The 17,524-nt window shown below is 38.3% G+C and carries 16 protein-coding genes and 3 pseudogenes; 4 read left to right on the forward strand and 15 right to left on the reverse strand.

What is annotated here, in order from left to right; translation table 11 throughout:
- Positions 1–126 precede the first annotated feature (126 nt).
- Positions 127–954: a TrmB family transcriptional regulator gene (locus tag MSWHS_RS08535; protein ID WP_048158933.1), complete on the reverse strand. Its 828-nt coding sequence runs from the start codon at positions 952–954 to the stop codon at positions 127–129.
- Positions 955–1,236: 282 nt separating this feature from the next.
- On the opposite strand from MSWHS_RS08535, the gene MSWHS_RS08540 reads away from it, so the two are divergent.
- On the forward strand, positions 1,237–1,950 hold the full coding sequence (locus MSWHS_RS08540) for a cyclopropane-fatty-acyl-phospholipid synthase family protein (protein WP_231585673.1): 714 nt from the start codon (positions 1,237–1,239) through the stop codon (positions 1,948–1,950).
- Between the two features lie 200 nt (positions 1,951–2,150).
- On the opposite strand, the pseudogene MSWHS_RS21460 reads toward MSWHS_RS08540, so the two are convergent.
- From MSWHS_RS21460 to MSWHS_RS22300, 3 genes and pseudogenes are all read right to left on the reverse strand, one after another.
- Positions 2,151–2,802 (reverse strand): annotated as a pseudogene (locus MSWHS_RS21460) (helix-turn-helix domain-containing protein); the annotation flags it as partial.
- Between the two features lie 748 nt (positions 2,803–3,550).
- Positions 3,551–3,736 carry a CxxC-x17-CxxC domain-containing protein gene (locus tag MSWHS_RS08560; RefSeq protein ID WP_048127965.1) on the reverse strand — a complete coding sequence of 62 codons (186 nt, stop codon included), beginning with the start codon at positions 3,734–3,736 and terminating at the stop codon, positions 3,551–3,553.
- 591 nt (positions 3,737–4,327) lie between these two features.
- Positions 4,328–4,567, reverse strand: coding sequence for a type II toxin-antitoxin system HicB family antitoxin (locus MSWHS_RS22300; RefSeq protein ID WP_369798979.1), 240 nt, complete (start codon positions 4,565–4,567; stop codon positions 4,328–4,330).
- 119 nt (positions 4,568–4,686) lie between these two features.
- Here MSWHS_RS22300 and MSWHS_RS08565 point away from each other — a divergent pair, with 119 nt between their 5' ends.
- Positions 4,687–5,748, forward strand: a complete 1,062-nt coding sequence (locus MSWHS_RS08565; RefSeq protein ID WP_048127963.1) for an NAD(P)-dependent alcohol dehydrogenase — start codon at positions 4,687–4,689, stop codon at positions 5,746–5,748.
- Between the two features lie 329 nt (positions 5,749–6,077).
- Here the strand turns inward: MSWHS_RS08565 and MSWHS_RS08570 are convergent, their stop codons facing one another.
- From MSWHS_RS08570 to MSWHS_RS08600, 6 genes and pseudogenes are all read right to left on the reverse strand, one after another.
- Positions 6,078–6,485, reverse strand: a complete 408-nt coding sequence (locus MSWHS_RS08570) for a DUF1699 family protein (protein ID WP_048127961.1) — start codon at positions 6,483–6,485, stop codon at positions 6,078–6,080.
- A 464-nt stretch (positions 6,486–6,949) separates the two neighbouring features.
- Positions 6,950–8,404 (reverse strand): annotated as a pseudogene (gene tnpC / locus MSWHS_RS08575) (IS66 family transposase).
- 491 nt (positions 8,405–8,895) lie between these two features.
- Positions 8,896–9,093, reverse strand: a complete 198-nt coding sequence (locus tag MSWHS_RS08585) for a CxxC-x17-CxxC domain-containing protein (RefSeq protein WP_082088090.1) — start codon at positions 9,091–9,093, stop codon at positions 8,896–8,898.
- Between the two features lie 525 nt (positions 9,094–9,618).
- Complete coding sequence (eif1A, locus tag MSWHS_RS08590; protein WP_048130359.1) at positions 9,619–9,951, reverse strand: translation initiation factor eIF-1A; 333 nt, start codon at positions 9,949–9,951, stop codon at positions 9,619–9,621.
- A gap of 240 nt (positions 9,952–10,191) precedes the next feature.
- Positions 10,192–10,380 carry a CxxC-x17-CxxC domain-containing protein gene (locus MSWHS_RS08595; protein ID WP_048158934.1) on the reverse strand — a complete coding sequence of 63 codons (189 nt, stop codon included), beginning with the start codon at positions 10,378–10,380 and terminating at the stop codon, positions 10,192–10,194.
- A 523-nt stretch (positions 10,381–10,903) separates the two neighbouring features.
- Positions 10,904–11,098 carry a CxxC-x17-CxxC domain-containing protein gene (locus MSWHS_RS08600; RefSeq protein WP_048127954.1) on the reverse strand — a complete coding sequence of 65 codons (195 nt, stop codon included), beginning with the start codon at positions 11,096–11,098 and terminating at the stop codon, positions 10,904–10,906.
- A 728-nt stretch (positions 11,099–11,826) separates the two neighbouring features.
- Here MSWHS_RS08600 and MSWHS_RS22305 point away from each other — a divergent pair.
- A pseudogene (locus MSWHS_RS22305) lies at positions 11,827–11,892 on the forward strand (zinc ribbon domain-containing protein); the annotation flags it as partial.
- 109 nt (positions 11,893–12,001) lie between these two features.
- On the opposite strand, the gene MSWHS_RS08605 reads toward MSWHS_RS22305, so the two are convergent.
- The 3 genes from MSWHS_RS08605 to MSWHS_RS08615 all read right to left on the reverse strand — a co-directional run bounded on the left by MSWHS_RS08605 (position 12,002) and on the right by MSWHS_RS08615 (position 14,150).
- A complete protein-coding gene (locus MSWHS_RS08605; RefSeq protein WP_048127952.1) occupies positions 12,002–12,661 on the reverse strand; it encodes a phosphoribosyltransferase in 660 nt (219 codons plus the stop codon).
- Between the two features lie 59 nt (positions 12,662–12,720).
- Positions 12,721–13,431, reverse strand: a complete 711-nt coding sequence (locus MSWHS_RS08610) for an SDR family NAD(P)-dependent oxidoreductase (protein WP_048130358.1) — start codon at positions 13,429–13,431, stop codon at positions 12,721–12,723.
- A gap of 239 nt (positions 13,432–13,670) precedes the next feature.
- Complete coding sequence (locus MSWHS_RS08615) at positions 13,671–14,150, reverse strand: hydrolase (protein ID WP_048127950.1); 480 nt, start codon at positions 14,148–14,150, stop codon at positions 13,671–13,673.
- A 341-nt stretch (positions 14,151–14,491) separates the two neighbouring features.
- Here MSWHS_RS08615 and MSWHS_RS08620 point away from each other — a divergent pair, with 341 nt between their 5' ends.
- Complete coding sequence (locus MSWHS_RS08620) at positions 14,492–15,784, forward strand: APC family permease (RefSeq protein ID WP_048127948.1); 1,293 nt, start codon at positions 14,492–14,494, stop codon at positions 15,782–15,784.
- Positions 15,785–16,959: 1,175 nt separating this feature from the next.
- Here the strand turns inward: MSWHS_RS08620 and MSWHS_RS08625 are convergent.
- Both MSWHS_RS08625 and MSWHS_RS08630 read right to left on the reverse strand, forming a co-directional pair.
- A complete protein-coding gene (locus tag MSWHS_RS08625) occupies positions 16,960–17,217 on the reverse strand; it encodes a type II toxin-antitoxin system RelE/ParE family toxin (RefSeq protein WP_048127946.1) in 258 nt (85 codons plus the stop codon).
- 1 nt (position 17,218) lies between these two features.
- On the reverse strand, positions 17,219–17,419 hold the full coding sequence (locus tag MSWHS_RS08630) for a hypothetical protein (RefSeq protein WP_048127944.1): 201 nt from the start codon (positions 17,417–17,419) through the stop codon (positions 17,219–17,221).
- Positions 17,420–17,524: the final 105 nt, after the last annotated feature.

Raw genomic sequence — 17,524 nt, forward strand, 5'->3', positions numbered from 1 at the left:
TTCTATTTAACAGGACAAAAATGCTATATTTGCTTCCAACATAATCAGAAATTCTGAATGAGGGTCCGGAGTGTGAAATCAGAGGTACTTTCATGCCAAATTAATATTTACGGATATCCTTGCAAGTCAGAGAAACAATTCACCCTTTGTCCAGAGTTCATCAAATTTTGCCTTGAATCGCTTTGCATATGATTCATCATATATTCTTGTCATGCCGAGGTTTCTACCCATATTGAACTGGTCTTCAATATCGAGCAGGGTTATCCTGGAATCAATGATTACAAAATTGTATTCGTTTTCTAAAATTCTTACTTCCATCAGGTCCTTAATATTGCGTTTAAATGACAGGTCTTCTATCGAATCAATAAGCTCTTTTAAAGATGGCAGGAATTGTGATCCCGGATCTAAAATTTTAACTTTTACGCCGCGCTGTACTAAACTCAAATAAGCTTTGCTGAAGGTGGATACCGAGGAATCATATAGCTCCGATCTTCCAGGTCTGTACTTACCATGGATTACAACACATATTTCATGATCGATTTTCTCAAAAGTCGAAGTCACCATTTCATTCAGTTCATTATTACGGAACCTGTCAGGCCAGAAGACAGTTTCAACATTTTTTGGAGAATTGTCGTTGCAGAGTTCCCTTTCGATTTCATCAAATGTTTCTTTGAGCATTTTGAGCTTATTGAGTGTTTCTTCCTCTTTTCTTTTGTACATGAGTTTAAATGCTCTTTCAGGATCAACCACCTGGTATCTTTGTGGTCTTGACGGCAGGATTTCGACAAGCTCATAGTTTTTGAGGGCTTTTAGAACTTCGTAGATCTTTCCTATAGGGACTTTCGATGCATTTGATAATTTGCTTGCTTCCATAGAATCCTGTTTCAGGAGTGTCAGGTAAACTGAACTCTCATACTTGTTTAATCCAATTTTTGCAAGTAATTTTTCATCCATCTTTTCACTACTTTTCAGTTTATTGTAGAGTAAAATGGTTATCTTTTCGAACGATATTAAGACTACTGTTCTAGCATATGAAAGTTAAGTTGTTAAGTTAAAGGCTACACTGACTGAGTACATTAGTTCAAATAAAAAAACGATATGTGGCAAAGGTTACACTGAATCTATATAAGAATAACAAACAACTAACTCCATGAATAATATGGGATAGATTAACTAAAAGTGTATGGGATAGATTAACTAAAAGTGTATGGGATAGATTAACTAAAAGTGGTCAAGATGATGTTTACAAAAAGTAACAGATACGATTTTGATTTTGTTAAAGAAAACATGATGGGACCAAACGCAATAAAGATTCTTGAGGAAGTGTCCGAATCTTTGAAGCTTGAAAAAGGCATGAGAATACTTGATCTTGGTTGTGGGAGAGGGCTGACCTCAATATTCCTGGCAAAAGAATATGATGTTACGGTTTTTGCAACTGATCTCTGGATAAGTGCGACAGATAACTATGAGAGGATTAAGTCAATGGGACTGGAAGATAAAATAATACCAGTACACGCAGAAGCCCACGATTTGCCGTTTGCAAATGAATTTTTTGATGCTGCTATCAGTATAGATGCCTATCACTATTTCGGAATTGAAAAAGATTATTTGACAAAGTATTTTGCTCCACTCGTAAAAAAAGGAGGACAAATAGCAGTTGCAGTTCCGGGCTTGAAGCAGGAATTTACAAATGGAGTTCCAGAAGAATTAGTGCCATACTGGTTTGAAGATATGACTTTAACTCTACACTCATGTGATTGGTGGTATAATTTATGGAAAAACTCTGATTTGGTAAGTATTAAAGAATGCAAAGAATTAAATTGCTTAAAAGAATCCTGGCAGGATTGGCTTTTGTGCGATAACGACTATGCTCGTAGGGATATAGGGATGATGGAAGCTGAAGGTGGAAATTACTTTAACCTGGTTTCGATCAGAGCTACAAAGTTATGATTCTAAAGTTGTGTTTGGGGAAAATTTAAGCAGACCACCTATTGAGTTAATATACCCAAACTGAGATAATAACTCATAGGAAAATACCTCGGCAAATTAAACTTACTTGATAAAAACCACCAAACAAAAAAATCTTACTTCAAAAGAGCTTCGATCTCTTCTACCGCAAGTCCTGAAGTTTTTATCAAGTTTCTTAAAAGACCCGGCTTCATTGGAATGGACTTTCTCTTATCTTCAAGAAGTTGTTTTGGTTTCTCGTCAAGGCAGACAAGAGGTTTTTTAGGATCGCAATCCTCTTCGTACAGATTAAGAATATTGTACATACTTTCCCTATATTCAGAATCAATAGTCTGAATGCACCACATCCGCCTCAACCAGGGCTTAGTTTTGCTTTTTTCAAAATAAGCCTTATACTCTCTTGCTTATTGTTTCAAATCCTTCTTTCTTCCTCAGTTCTTCGGTAAGCAGGGACAGCGACCATCACTTGCTTCCATCAGGAGAACTGCTACAAGCTAAAGCGATTACTTCTGCAACATGTTTTTCGGTGTATTTTGCAGGTTGACCGGATCTTGGCTTGTCCATAAGAGCGTTCGAGAAATCTTCTTCCACATACCTTTTCCTTATATTCAAAGTAGTATTTCTGGAAACACTTAATGTTTCTCTGGAAACACTTAATGTTTCTCTGGAAACACTTAATGTTTCTCTGGAAACACTTAATGTTTCCGCTATCTTGATAACTCTTTTTCGCTGGTTTGACAGGAGGAGGATGTGGGCTCAGGTTAGTTCTCTTGCATTTTTATGTCCTTTTTTGTATATGTCCAGAATTAGGAGTTTATAGCAGGTAATATCCATTTTACCAAAATTGTGAAAATGGCAAATATAATAATAAGCCAAATTACCCAACCGGGTAAATTTTCGGGTGTGTCAACCATAATAACAGATATTTCAGAATCATATAAAAAGACATATAGATGGATGATTCCACTCCTTTTTCATATCAATTTTGAGTTACTTGGAAAGGATAAGGAGAACTTTTCGCCTCTTATTAAGCGATCCTTTTTCGAGCTACTTTCTTTAACTTATAATTAACTTGAAAAAGTCCCTTAAATCGGAAACTCCTCACGAGAAAAAAGAATCGATTAATCTAAAGAAACCCGGCAAAGTGCCCCTTATAAAGCTGCAAAAATCACGGGTTTTTGGTTCCCTTTTCTTGACATAATCTTAAAAAACGTATTCGGAGGGAGATTTTAACAGCCTTTTGGCAGGAAAAAATATCTTTAAAATGAATTGGGGATAGAGGAAGATTTTCGTATAATATTCGGAGGTCCAGTTTTGGATAGATGCAATGAAAACAAAATTCAGTTAGTAGTTTTTCACTTTAATTCGAAAACAACCATCCCGGTCAAAAAATATATTGAAAACTCTTGAAAATAACCCTGAGGAAAATTTATCGATAAAAGTAAAAACGATTGGACTGTAAAAGTTAATTTTCACCCTTAAAAGCTTTGGGTTAAGAAAAAAATGCATTTCGAGTCTAACGTGTATTAAAAAAAGTGGAAAAGAAATATGTGTTTATGTAACTCAGTTACACAAGCAACATTTAATATCTATTTTCCCTGGGTTTCCTGTGGTTAGGAAGACACTCTCTGCAGTAAACCGGTCTTTCCGGGTCGGGCTTGAAAGGTACTTCGGTTTCAACACCACAATCAGAGCATGTTGTCTTGTGCATTTCCCTGGGAGCTCCGAAATTATTTCCTCTAAACATGTTTCCGTCATTAAAAGCCATATTTGTTTCACCTTTGGTTTTAGTTGTTAGTTAATTGTTTGAAAATAAGATTGTATAGAACTCTTTGATTAAAAACAAAAATTGGTTTTTAATAACAGATTGTTATACGTCTCTTTATTTGTCAACACATATACATGGCATCTATACTATATAAACGTATCTATATAATCCGAGGCACACTCCCTCAAATGATAGAATAATGTCTATATATTGCTTAATAGTCCATATATTACTTAATAATCCATATATGGCTTAATAGATTATATATGGCTTAATAGGAGACAACAACCCATTTTCTGATAGCTCCTGAAAATAAGCTTCGCCTGGAAAACCCATCACTATAATTGTAAAACAGTTATCCCATTGTAAAACAGTTATCCCATACCAAAAATCGGATTGATGATCTAAAAAACAATGCTTAGAGGGATCGATCAATGAAGTGCAAAACTGATCGAGTTGGAAATAGCTCTATCTTCTGCATGTAAAGGCTTTCAGGTTTTCGAGTTCTTGATTTATACAAACGTATTCGGGGAAGATTTAAGCAGCCAGTCGGCAGGAAATATATATTTCAACTGAGTTGAAAAGATCCTTTCAAAAGTAGAGTCCATTTCTCAGTTTGATAATAATCCATTCATTAATAACTTCTTCCAGGTTTCTGTGGCATTCCTCAAGGTTTTTGCCGGTAGCCCAGGCCCCTTCAAGTTCGGGAACTTCTCCATAATATGGTTCTTCGTCATCTATTATTTCATATTTTATTTTATATTTTGCCTTTTCAAGGACTGCCTGGATACACTGGATAAGGATGATTACACCTGTCCGAACCTGGTATATCTAATTACAATTCAAGATTCCATCCTTAGTACTTATAAATACCAGTAAAGCAGATTAATACGCGGGTTACTATAAAAAACATTGAAAAAGAATTATTTTGAAAAGGTTGGTGTAATAATATGAAAGGATTTGCAATGCTTGAAATTGGAAAAGTAGGCTGGATTGATACTGAAAGACCTTCTGCAGGCCCATATGATGCAATCGTGAGGCCTCTTGCAGTCGCGCCGTGTACATCAGATATTCATACTGTCTGGGAAGGTGCGCTTGGAAACCGTAAAAACATGGTTTTAGGACACGAAGCTGTAGGTGTTATAGAAGAAATCGGATCAGAGGTCAAAGACTTCAAACCAGGCGATAAAGTAATTGTTCCTGCAATTACACCTGACTGGCGGTCCATGGAAGCACAGGATGGAGTGCCTATGCACTCAAATGGGATGCTTTCTGGATGGAAGTTTTCAAACTTCAAAAGTGGAGTCTTTGCAGAATTTTTTCATGTAAATGATGCAGACATGAATTTAGCTCTACTTCCAAAAGGAATGCCTCTCGAACAGGCTGTCATGCTCTCAGATATGGCGACTACTGGAATACAGGGTGCAGAAATGGCAAATATTAAAACGGGCTCTACAGTTGCAGTTATTGGAATAGGTCCTGTTGGTCTGATGGCAGTGGCAGGTGCATCTATTCTTGGTGCAGGCAGGCTCATTGCAGTAGGAAGTCGGAAAGTCTGTGTTGATCTTGCTCTGGAATACGGGGCATCTGAAATTGTTGATTACAGAAAAGGTGGACTTGTTGGACAGGTTCTTGAAAAGACGAATGGAAAAGGTGTGGATTCTGTTATCATAGCAGGAGGAAATGAAAATACAATATCGGATGCGGTCAAAATTGTAAAACCCGGAGGCACGGTCTCAAACGTCAACTACTACGGCACCGGAGACACACTTCCTATCCCACGTATTGAATGGGGATCGGGTATGTCTCACAAAGACATACGTGGTGGTCTGACAACCGGAGGTCGTCTGAGAATGGAAAGAATGGCAGACCTATGTACCTATGGAAGAATAAAACCAGAAAAAATGGCCACCCATGTATTCGAAGGATTTGACAAAATGGAAGAGGCTCTCTTGCTCATGAAAGATAAACCAAGAGATCTGATCAAACCTGTTGTTCTTCTGAGCGAATAAAGGAGTTTACTCCCCCTCCCTGAATTCTTCGCAAAACTCAGAGTTTTGAGGAAAGGGTATTCTCGCCTTATGGGATAAAAGATTGATCAGATAGACAGGGTAGAGTTGTAAAAGTAGCTAATGGTTAGCCATCGTAAAATTTTCAGCGCCAAATTTTGAGAGGAATTTTCACTCAATTTCTTGATCTAAAAGTTGAAACCCTTTCAGCAGCAATTTTCCAGATATTCCTCTATGTAAAGTTGGAGATTAGGGAACGGAAGATTCAACCCATTTCTAGCCGATCTAATCTCCAGCAAAACACCTGCCAAAATGTTTTATTCTATTTGAATTCAGGCAGGAGTTTCCTTGTTCAGGATATATACAACCATTCCAGGGTTCAACCTGCTTTCCCTTGAAACCTTTTTCTCAATCTCCTCAGTGGATTTACCTTCGATTTTCATCTCCTTAATCTTTTCAATTACTGAAGAGGGAATTGCGTAATACTCGTTTATATCCTTCCTGTGTCCCCAGACATCTCCTTCGATAAGCTGGACTCTCTGCATTTCAAGGAACATTTCTATGGACTTTGAGACTGTACGCATGTAAGATTTAGGTAATTGGATTACCTCAATCTTCGGGCAGGTTTCTACCAGTTCAAATATGTCCTTGTTCGAAGGCCTGAAAGCCAGGTGAACAAGACGCTCATTCGGATTAAGTGTAAAGATTTCTTCTCTGGAACTAACTACTCTTATTCTCATGTTGTATTCCCCCACTGTTAAGTTCTTTTTTTATTGTATCTACTATAAACTACATTTACTTATTATATATAGTTATCTCATTGAGCTAATATTATTTTGATTGTATTCTGAGAATACCAGTCATATCATATTTTCTAAATTGGTATAAGAAAGTCGTAAATGGAATAAAAACGGTCATTATGAGTTAGATTTTTTATTTTTACTTCTAATTTTACCTCGCTTCATATCCAAATTTATTCTAAATACTGACTTAACTATTTTTATAACTAATTCATTTCAGTTTCAGGTTTTTATGAGGCTTTCCCCATCAGGCAAATGACGCCGAGGTAATAAAACATTTTGAAACAGCATTGAAACTTAATTCGAAAGTTGAAGTGAAAAGGACACTCGATAAATTAAAGAAAATCGGTAACTATTCAGCCACTGATAAAAAAGTATGTTTTTTCAGCAAAATGCTGAAATTCTCAGAATAATAGCGGCGCTCCTTTGAGCGCCGCGAGAATACCGTCTATAACAGGTAAATCGTTCTTTTTAATGGTTGAGATATAAGCTCTAATTCTGCAGAAAGCTTCCGCTCCTTGTATAGTTCTGAAAGTTCCTGATATTTTCTGCTGTAATTTCATCATCCTTATGTCTCTTTCTGCTTGGTTATTCTCAAACGGAACTCTCAAGTCATTGAGGAATCTCAGGATCTGTTTTTTGTTTTCTATAAACCTGTCAAGTAGGTTCCTTGCTTTTGTTTTTGGATTTTTACCACGTTTTCCTTGTTTTTCAGGGTTTAGAGAAGGTGGATTTTCTTCAATCCCTTTCATGACTACAGCATCGAACCTTTCTTCTAACACTTTAATTTGCTCAAAGTCCAGATCTTTGACCTGCTCTTTACACTCATCAGTATACTTTTTCATTTCTGTTAACAGTTCATTCATCTCTTTAGCCCATTGCTGTTTATAGTTCTCCTCAATTCCAGTAAGTTCTCTCTGGAGATGAGCATTGCAAAGAGCATGATCACATTCATAACTGTTATAGGGTTTCCATCCGTCATGAACTGCTATTCCTTTAAACTCTGGAAGAATTCCCATGGCATTAATTGCTTCTGATCCTCTTTTTGAGTGAGCAAAATAACAGGTGTATTTGTCATTAGAAGCTACATGAAGCCAATGCCTTTTTCCTTCAATTTTCATCCCAGTTTCATCACAATGGATTACAGGAGAAGTTATTAACCTCTCCTGACTCACATTTTCAAACTCCTCTAAATTCCGGAAGCATTCTTTTTCTGCTCTGATTATCGTAGCAGAACAGATTTTTATCCCCATAACGTCATCAAAAAACTCTAAAATCCTTTTATAGGGAATAAACTGGTAGTTTTTACAGTAAATTGCTGAAGCTAAAATATTAGGACCATACTGGACGGGATATTTCACAGATTCTGGAAAAGAAGCTTTATTTGATTTTCCACAGTGAGTACAGGTCTTAATCTGACTTCGATGTTCCGTAACAATTAGATTTACAGGAGGAATATCAAAAATTTGTCTTCTCTCATAAGCTTCAACTTCAACATCCTCAAGAGTATGTCCACATTCTTTGCAGCAGGTCAAAGAATGTTCAATTACCTAATCAGGATCATTAACCATATCAAGAGTTGTGCCTGGATGACCTTCTTGACCTCCAGGTTTCTTCCCACTCTTTTTCCGGAGACTCTTGGGATTAGGTTTTTCTTTGACTGAAAAGTCAGTAGAAGGAGGTTTACTGCTGTTTCTGCTATTTTGATTTAAGCGAGATTCTAAAATCCTTACACGTTCTTCTAGTTCAGCAATTCGAATAGCTTGTTCTTCTATGATAGTTTCAAGTCTCTGGATTACAGAAATTACAGCTTCAGGACCAGCTTCATAGATAACGAGGATCTCTTCACGTGTAAGCATAATAACGAAACAAAATAGGATTCAATTTATATGCAATTTTTCCTCGAAAAGAGGAAAAATTGTAGCCTTTCAAAGGCTACCTGAATTGTTACGAAAATCGATTAATTCGACGATGTTGTATCTGACAAAGTCAAGCTATGTACCCATCAGAAATAAATTATCACGGGTTTTTAAGTTCCTTTTTTTAAGCAAAAGTATTCGGGGGAGATTGAGTAGTTTGCTGGTAGAAAAAATACATTTCAACTGATTGGGAATGGGGGAAGATTTTTCATTTCGTATTCGGTGGGCCAGTTTCGGATCACCCCAATGAAATAAGTAAAGGTCACGAGTTATGAGAAAAGGATGATTCCGGGGTGGATGTATTATAAAAAAAGTAAAAGTGTAAGTCCGCTTGAGCGAAGTTCACTTTATAACCCTAAATTAGCCCTCTTGAGCGATACAAAAAGGGCAGCTTCCTGCAGAGCCGCAACTCGACCGACGCGAAATTCGGGTTAGTATCTATCTTCTCTGGGTTTCCTGTGCTTAGGAAGACATTCTCTACAGTAAACGGGTCTCTCCGGGTCAGGTTTGAAAGGTACTTCGGTTTCAACACCACAATCAGAGCATTTTGTCTTGTGCATTTCCCTGGGAGCTCCGAAACCTCCGCGGTTGCTGTCTCTTCCCCTACTTCCTCTGTCATTATAAGCCACTTTGTTTCACCCTGGTTTTAGTTGTTAGTTATTGCTGAAAAATAAGATTGTATACTACTCTTTGGTTAAAAACAAAAATTGGTTTTTAACAACAGATCGTTATACATCTATTTTCAATACACATACATTGCACTTAAAATATATAAATTTTTCATAATAATAGTAAACATGTTTTCTTTTGAATAGAAGAAAACTTCGTGAGCAGGCTTTGTGATCAGGTTTTATGATAAGGGTTTGTGATCAGGGTTTGTGATCAGGGTTTATGGAACAAGATAAACTGCCTGAAATCCCAATTCCGGCGGATTATCCGATAAAACAAAATATATCGGCCCTACAAAGTGCTCTTTTCAAATCCGTAAAAGATCACTGGTTTTTGAGTTCTCGATTTCTGTAATAAGATTCAGGAGAGATTCCAGCAGACCGCTGGCAGGAAAAATATATTAAAATAGAAACAAGAGGGGGTAAAAGAAATTTCAACATCTTTCAACATCTTTCAACATCTTCATTCTGATATTTAAATTTAAATCAGTTATTAATGTAGCCTTTTCGCTCAAGCCATTCTACCTGGGGCCTTGTATATTTCCAGGTTACTTCGGCTTTGGAGTTTTGAACTTCCCAGGGATTAGCTATGACAACGTCGCCTTCGCGGATCCACATCCTCCTCTTTTTAGAGCCAGGAATCCGGCCCATACGGACAATCCCATCCATACATTGAAGTGTTACTCTTTTCGAGCCAAGTAAACACGCAACTGTTGCCAGGACTTCATTTCTGTCCTTGCGAGGGATTCGTACCCTGGATACTTCAGGGGTATCTCTTGAGTTTACTGGTTTTGTGGTTCCTAATCTTCTTTTTCTAATAGTGCTTCTGTAATTAGCCAGGTTAATTCCTCCTTGATAAACTGTGATTATTTTTTTTATAATTTTTGTGTTGAATAATTCATACCGGTTCACATTCTCAATGCCGGTTTATCCTTACTTTTCCCTGCCGGATGAGGTGGAAATAAGTAAAGAAACAAAGAGAGTAAACCAAAAAACAAAAGGAAAAAATGAATCAGGTGTTAATGTACACTTAATTACTAAATTAATACCCGATGCAGATTATTTTTGGAATATCCTGTGGTTAGGAAGATATTCCCTGCAATATACTGGCCTGCCTTCGGTGGGTTTGAACGGTACTTCGGTCTCAACACCGCAGTCAGAACAGGTCACTTTTGTCATTTCCCTTGGTCCACTGTTACCGCGGAAACCTCCGGAATTTCCCCTGAAATTTCTGTCCTTAAAAACCATTTTCGTTTACCTCCACTTTAGCGGATAGTCAATAGTTTAAAAACAAGATTGTATATCCCTTGGATTAAAAACAAAAGTTGGTTTTTAATAACAGATTATATGTCCCTTTATTTTCAACACCTATACAATACAGTCAAATTATATAAATGTATCTATACAAATATATGCTCTATCTCAAATGAGAGAACTCTTTTTAGACATGGTTTACAGGGAAGATAACAGCCTATTTACTGATGGCTTCTTAAACATGGTCTACTTGAAAAACCTACCAATATAATTTCAAAACAGTTTCACCATGCAAAAAATCGCATTGGTAATCTAAAAAACATCTCCAATTGAATTGATCGATGAAGTGGAAAACAAAAGTATATTTCAGATCTGAGGTATATTAAAAAAAGTAAAAGCGTAAGTCCGCTTGAGCAAAAGCAAAACGGACCTCGAACTGTTGCGATGTAATCACAACTCTCTGGAAATCTTTGATTTTCTGTGACCCCGAAGTGAAATCGGGATGTGAAAATTGAGTTTAGTATCTGCGGTTTTCTCTGGGTGTCCTGTGGTTAGGAAGACAATCCCTGCAGTAAACCGGTCTTTCCGGATCAGGTTTGAAAGGTACTTCGGTTTCAACACCACAATCTGAACATTTTGTTTTGTGCATTTCTCTGGGAGCGCCGAAATTAGAATTAGAATTTCCTCTGAAGTTTCTGTCATTAAAAGCCATTCTTGTTTCACCTTGGTTTTAGTTTTTGTTAATAGTTTAAAAATAAGATTGTATAGAACCCTTTGTTTAAAAACAAAAATTGGTTTTTTAACAACAGATGATTATACGTCTCTTTATTTTCAATACCTCTACATCACACATATAATATATAAATATATCTATTCATATAATGGCACACTCTCTTAACTAAGAGAACACTTTATAACCAGAGCTTGCCGAAGAGATTTCTGAAAACCGCATGCATAAGAAATGTATGGGTTTAATACAACAGCCATTTCACTTTTAATTATAAATATTTTCATGATTGTTTTCATGGTAAGAAAGTCGATTGATACTTTTTAGATTAAGCAAATAATATTTACCCTTTACCAAGTTGTGAAATATATACAAAAACTCCAGCGTCAACACTGCTAAAGCTATATGAACTATAAAGTTTTCCCACCACGACAAGTTAAAGGCAAGGAATCAAAGGAATAAATACTGACGGCTGGATAGTCTGTCTGTTGTTCGCCTGTTGTTAGTATAATGCTTGTATGTTATTCGTATAATCCTCTCTAATACTCCTCACACTCCCCCAACGTAACTCTTAACTATCCTTATCCTCCTTGGTTAATCAGATTGCTATGGCTGACAGATCACATTCTCGCATGTGGTACGAAAACATTGCAGGAGCGCCCCTGTTCAGTGCAGGCGCGCTGGCTTCCTTGGCATTATCACGGCTGAAATGCGAATGGACTTGCCCTAATTGTAAAACAAAATATGATAAAGACATAAATGCCGCTATCAATATCTAAAAATTCGCTCTCATAGATCAAAATCTAATTGGATTGTAACACCTACGGAACGTGGGGAAGAGCTTGGAGACTTACCCTCAATGGAGGGAGGAATGAACCAAGAAGTCACTCAGTCTTTAGCTGAGTGGTAGTTCACTTCTTTTTCACTTATCCTTGCCCTGAGCAGGTCAAGCACTTCTTCATCTGAGACATCATACCAGTTTTCATAAGCCTGAGCAACAGTCCTGAAATTGATAAGCATATCGAGTACAATGAGTTCATTAGCTTCTTCTGCTATCGTTTCTGCAATCTCTTTCCCGGCAACAGGTGCAGCAACTACAACTTTTCCTGCTTTCCGGGCTCTACAGAGTTCAATAGCTGCCCGCATGGTAGAGCCCATGGCAATCCCGTCATCGACAAGGATTACGGTTCTTCCTGTAATTTCGGGCAGGGGATTTCCCCCCCTTAAGGCATTTACACGCCTTTCGATCTCAGCAATCTGTTCCTGTTTGATCTGTTCAATGGTTTCCCTGGCTAGCCAGTAACCGGCATTATCTAAAATAAAGGTGCTTCCGTCCTCGGCTATTGCTCCGAATCCGGCTTCCGGGTTGTCAGGAAAAGGCAATTTCCTTACAATAATAAGGGAGAAGTCAACACCCAGCCTCCTTGAAACCTGTAACCCCACTTCCACGCCCCCGCGTGGAATAGCAAGGACAAGAGGGTTTTCAGTTCTGTACCTTTCAAGAGCTTTAGCCAGTTTTTCTCCCGCATCTTTACGGTTTTTGAACATGCTTCCTCCTCAGCTTCCCCTTTAATTTCCTGAGTTGTTTCCTCTTTATCCCCATTAAATTAAACAACCCTTACAGGGGGGCTGTAGACCTCAACTGAAGAGCCTGAAGGGAGAGTAGTTTCCGGCAGGCAGAGGGCAAGGACCTGCCTTGCAACATCTTCCGGTTTGAGGGTTGGCTCATCGGAGTATATGGTGTGGTACAGCCGGGTGTCAACACCTGCAGGACAGACTGCATATACCTGCAGCCCTCCTCCAATCTCGTAGGCAAGGGCTTCGGTCAGGCCTATTACCGCAAATTTCGAGGTGCAGTAAACCGAAAGCTTGGGAACCCCACGTTTTCCTTCCTCTGAAGCTATGTTGATGACCCGGCCGTTCCCCCGTTTCAGCAGCTGGGGCAGGGCATACTTTGTGCAGTAAAAAATTCCTTTCACGTTTGTATCCATTATTTCATCATATTCCTCTGTTGAGGTTTCCACAAGGTACTTATTGTGTGCTACTCCTGCATTGTTCACCAGGATGTCAATCCTCCCAAAAGCATTTACTGTCTTTGAAATTAAGCCCTTAACATCTTCTTCCGTCCTGATATCGGCCTTTACTGCAAGAGACCTTCCTCCATTCCTCTCAACTATTCTGGCAGTTTCTCTGATCTCTTTTTCGGTTCTTGCGGCAATTACAACATCGGCTCCTTCTTTTGCCAGTGCCAGGCAGATAGCCCTGCCAATCCCCCTTCCTCCGCCGGTTACAATAGCTGTTTGACCTTTCAGTTTCATATAAATCCTTTTATAATTCTCCATCGGGATGAAGGATATATCTTTGGAAGCATTGTTTCTGAATAGAGTTCCGCCTGAAAAATAAAAAGCGACAGGACTACAGTCTTTTTGTTCTGTGTTTTTCGTGGATATGATATGAAATCTGGATTGAGTATTTTTTTCCGTGTCTTTTTTTAAAAATTAAGGGATTTAAAACCAGGGATAGGTACAGAAGTTCGTATTATGACTCTATTTTTATTTTAAACTTCGGCAACAATAACAACGTAATTTTTACCATATTTTTCGGCACAGGCGGGGCAGGTAGTGTACCACATATACCATTCCTTAATTTCAAGCCCTTTGCTTTTTGCATAGCCTTCAAAGTCCCCGCACCATCCTTCCGTGTTTTCAAAATCCCCTTCATACACTTTGGTCAAGAACTTCCCGCTCATGGTTACGTTTTCAGCCCCATCCACTTCTCTATCAACAGCCAGGTAAAGATCCATATTACTTTCTGAGGTATGGTCCGACAGACAGAGCCAGTCAGGTGTTTCTGCACCAGCCCTGGTGACTTTTTCGTTCATCCTCATTATTACTTCCCCAAAGTTTAGAGGCATGTAATGCTGAGTAGTAACGGAATCCTTGATGAACTTTTTATTGTTCCATTCAAAGACTTTTCCATCCCAGGGGATGGGGTTAAATCGAGGGCAACATCCCAGAGTTTCGGTTTCGCTAGTCATGGCTATTCTCCCTGTTATTTAATGAATTTTGGGGTTATTTTAGGGTTTTGGTTTTGATATTTTTTGAGGAAGATACTGGTAGTTGCTTTTTGGTAGTTGTTTTTTATCATTATCAAGAGTGTATAATTTCAATCAATTCAGGGTTCTCATCTTGTTTGGTATACTGCATAACCCTATTGTTTGTCCTAATGGATCTTATAGAGGTGAAGCTTTACGAGCTGTTTGGTCACAGTGGATCGATTTTTATAGATAAGAGAAGAATGAAAAAAGGAAGAGAGAATGAAAAAAGGAAGAGAGGAAGGAAGTAAAAAATAAATCGGGTCATAAACCGAGGTTTTCAAATGGCAGGAACAAAATCAATGGGCCTCTTGGCTGCAACTTCTATAGGAGTTGGAGCAATGGTTGGAGCAGGTATTTTTTCAATTTTCGGAACAGCTGCCCGGATTTCCGGAAATGCGGTATACATTTCATTTATCATTGCAGGAGCTGTTGCCCTTTTGAGTACTTATTCCTATGCAAAAATGGGGGTCAGGTATCCTTCTGCAGGCGGACCGGTGGAGTTTCTCCTGAAAGGGTTCGGAGACGGAATTTTAAGTGGGGGACTCAACCTCCTGCTCTGGGTGGGTTATGTTTTCGGGCTTGCCCTCTATGCAAAAGGTTTTTCGTACTATGCAGTAACCTTCCTGCCTGCAGGTTCGGCTCCTGTCTGGGACAATGTCTTTGCCACGGCTATTATCTTTGTTTTTACAGCTATCAATTTTGTAGGGGCAAAAGCCATGGGGAAATCAGAACTTTTTATTGTTTCAATAAAAGTGGGCATACTTTTGGTTTTTGCCTTTGCAGGTCTTTTTTACATGAACCCGGCAAACCTCTCGATCTCAGCCTGGCCGACTTCTAGAAATCTCTTTTTTGGGGCAGGAATGGTTTTCCTTGCTTACCAGGGCTTCGGGCTGATAACCAACGCAGCAGAAGATATGAAAGACCCGGAAAAAAACCTTCCGAGAGCTCTGTATTTAAGCGTAGGGCTGGTTATTATTATCTATGTACTCGTCAGCCTCGCAGTGATAGGAAACCTCTCTATCTCAGAAATTGAAAGTGCACAGGACTATGCCCTTGCGGCTGCTGCAAAGCCTTTCCTGGGGAACATTGGTTTCAAAATAATGGCTCTAGCTGCCCTTTTTTCGACATCTTCCGCAATCAACGCTTCTCTTTACGGAGGGGCAAACGTAAGTTATCTGCTTGCAAGAGAGGGGGAACTACCCGAATATTTTGAAAGGAAACTATGGAATAGAGGAACAGAAGGGCTCTTTATCACTTCAGGTCTTGTCATTCTCTGCGCAAACTTTCTCAAGCTTGAAGGAATCGGCGTGCTTGCCAGCGCTTCCATTCTCATAGTTTATGTAGCAGTTAATGCTTCCCACCTCCGCCTTCTAAAGGAAACCGGGGCAAAATCCTACCTGATTTGGGCTTCCCTTCTAAGCAGTTTTATTTTCTTTGTGGTGCTGACATACTATGAATTCTTGCATTCAAAACCCACTCTGGGACTGCTTGCATTTACGATTGTTTCCTGTTTTGCTGCCGAATGGGTTTACAGAAGATATTCCGGTAGAGTGATAAAAGAAAGGATTGACTAAAAAAGAAAGGATAGACTAAACCTGTAAAATGGGAGTTTGAAACCGGAGATCAAAGTAAAGCGCAAAAATATCAAAAGCAAAAATCAGGTTACCCTTGTTAACTGGTTGGTATTACCTATATAACCGTAAATTAAGCTTACTTTTTAAAAAAGGGGGTGTACTGCTATTTTGGCTATTTATTCGCATTACTTGCAGAGAGTTAATAAAAATCAATATAACGATGATTTTATATAAAATGGCCGATTATTATATTCTAAGGGCATCTGAAAACTACTCTTTTAATACATCCAGCAACTTTTATACCCCCACCCCCCAACTACTCCAAAACTCTCAGATGCCCATACCCCCCACTCTTCCCTCTTTTCTATTTTCCATACCTTTGAGGTAACTTACCAAAAGATTATCTCCACGAAAACACAAATCCCTTGCATGCTTCTTATTCTTTTGCCTATTAACACTGAAAATATGTCTATTAACACTAAAAAGATATCTCTGATTCCTGCGACTATGAAGCTCTATGAAGCTATATCTTCTGGAGCTACATAACCGCCCTGCATTTGACCTGCATCTGACCTGCATCTGACCTGCATCTGACCTGCATCTGACCTTTTACTGGCTCCTGCGTCAGGATGAGTCGGAACTACCTGTTTTGTAAGAAACCTTTTAATGATCAGATTATTGTTCCTGGTTCTGCAAATTACAGTTCTGAATATTGGTTCTTCAAATTACAGTTCTGAATATTATGACTTACTTTCGGAGATCGACATTTAATTTTTGATAATTTTTATTGATTGTGATTTTGAAATAATTCTCATTATTATGTATCCCACATTCCGCAGTATTTTTTCAAGAATCAATATTTTCTCTGATAGCGTTTTTAAAACAAATAAAATTAATTTGGACTTTTAATGGAACCTGGTGGAAATTGAATGATATCGTTTTTTTGTCTCTATGATACACCATATAGCTGCTTTTCCTCCTGCATAAAAGTCCAATAAATCCGCGTTTTATTGAAAATCGATAGCAGGAAAAATTGTGAATATGCAAAAATTTACTGTGGAAAGTGGGATGTATAGTTATCAGGTTTACATGTGGTCCAAACATCATCTCTCATACTAAATTTAATGAAAAGTAGACAGAAGAAGAAATTGCCAGTAAAAACCCTTACCATCAATTCAACGGTACATGCGACTCAGGGGTTCTATTGTTATAACTACAAGAGTCAGTTTTTCGTAATCTACCCTATAAAGCAGCCTTAAATGCCTGGATCGAAACCTGAATAATTTTTCCTGGATTTCGATAATTCTTTTTGCTCCCAGTGGAACGGGATTAAAAGCAAGCTCTTCAAGGATTTCCTTTACCCTGGAGTGCGTACTAGCATCTGCCTTCATCATAAAATCCTGTGCAGGGATATCAAAAAAAACTTCGAACATTTCAAAGCCTCATTTCTTCAAGCTTCTTTAACGGTACAAGCCTTCCTCTTGCCTCATTTTCAAAACTTCTGAAAACAAGCTCTTTTTCTTCTGCAGAGAGCAGGGCATCTATATCTACCATATGCTCCTTAATTTCTGCAAGCTGTTTCTTTATGAAATTAAGCTCTTCAAAGATTTTTTTATCAATTTTTTCCCCGGTCATCAGAACCACTGCCTTTGCTTATATAGCTCGTGAACTATTATCGTGAACTGTTATTTATTATTGGGTTTACAATCTGCATCAAAGATTTATACTCTAATATAGAGC

The sequence above is a fragment of the Methanosarcina sp. WWM596 genome (assembly GCF_000969965.1).
GTDB lineage: Archaea > Halobacteriota > Methanosarcinia > Methanosarcinales > Methanosarcinaceae > Methanosarcina.

Bases quoted from the DNA above. Each gene is read 5' to 3' on its own strand.
- MSWHS_RS08535 (WP_048158933.1), bottom strand. From the start codon at position 954: ATGGATGAAAAATTACTTGCAAAAATTGGATTAAACAAGTATGAGAGT.
- MSWHS_RS08540 (WP_231585673.1), top strand. From the start codon at position 1,237: ATGATGTTTACAAAAAGTAACAGATACGATTTTGATTTTGTTAAAGAA.
- MSWHS_RS08560 (WP_048127965.1), bottom strand. From the start codon at position 3,736: ATGGCTTTTAATGACGGAAACATGTTTAGAGGAAATAATTTCGGAGCT.
- MSWHS_RS08565 (WP_048127963.1), top strand. From the start codon at position 4,687: ATGAAAGGATTTGCAATGCTTGAAATTGGAAAAGTAGGCTGGATTGAT.
- MSWHS_RS08570 (WP_048127961.1), bottom strand. From the start codon at position 6,485: ATGAGAATAAGAGTAGTTAGTTCCAGAGAAGAAATCTTTACACTTAAT.
- MSWHS_RS08595 (WP_048158934.1), bottom strand. From the start codon at position 10,380: ATGGTTTTTAAGGACAGAAATTTCAGGGGAAATTCCGGAGGTTTCCGC.
- MSWHS_RS08600 (WP_048127954.1), bottom strand. From the start codon at position 11,098: ATGGCTTTTAATGACAGAAACTTCAGAGGAAATTCTAATTCTAATTTC.
- MSWHS_RS08605 (WP_048127952.1), bottom strand. From the start codon at position 12,661: ATGTTCAAAAACCGTAAAGATGCGGGAGAAAAACTGGCTAAAGCTCTT.
- MSWHS_RS08610 (WP_048130358.1), bottom strand. From the start codon at position 13,431: ATGAAACTGAAAGGTCAAACAGCTATTGTAACCGGCGGAGGAAGGGGG.
- MSWHS_RS08615 (WP_048127950.1), bottom strand. From the start codon at position 14,150: ATGACTAGCGAAACCGAAACTCTGGGATGTTGCCCTCGATTTAACCCC.
- MSWHS_RS08620 (WP_048127948.1), top strand. From the start codon at position 14,492: ATGGCAGGAACAAAATCAATGGGCCTCTTGGCTGCAACTTCTATAGGA.
- MSWHS_RS08625 (WP_048127946.1), bottom strand. From the start codon at position 17,217: ATGTTCGAAGTTTTTTTTGATATCCCTGCACAGGATTTTATGATGAAG.
- MSWHS_RS08630 (WP_048127944.1), bottom strand. From the start codon at position 17,419: ATGACCGGGGAAAAAATTGATAAAAAAATCTTTGAAGAGCTTAATTTC.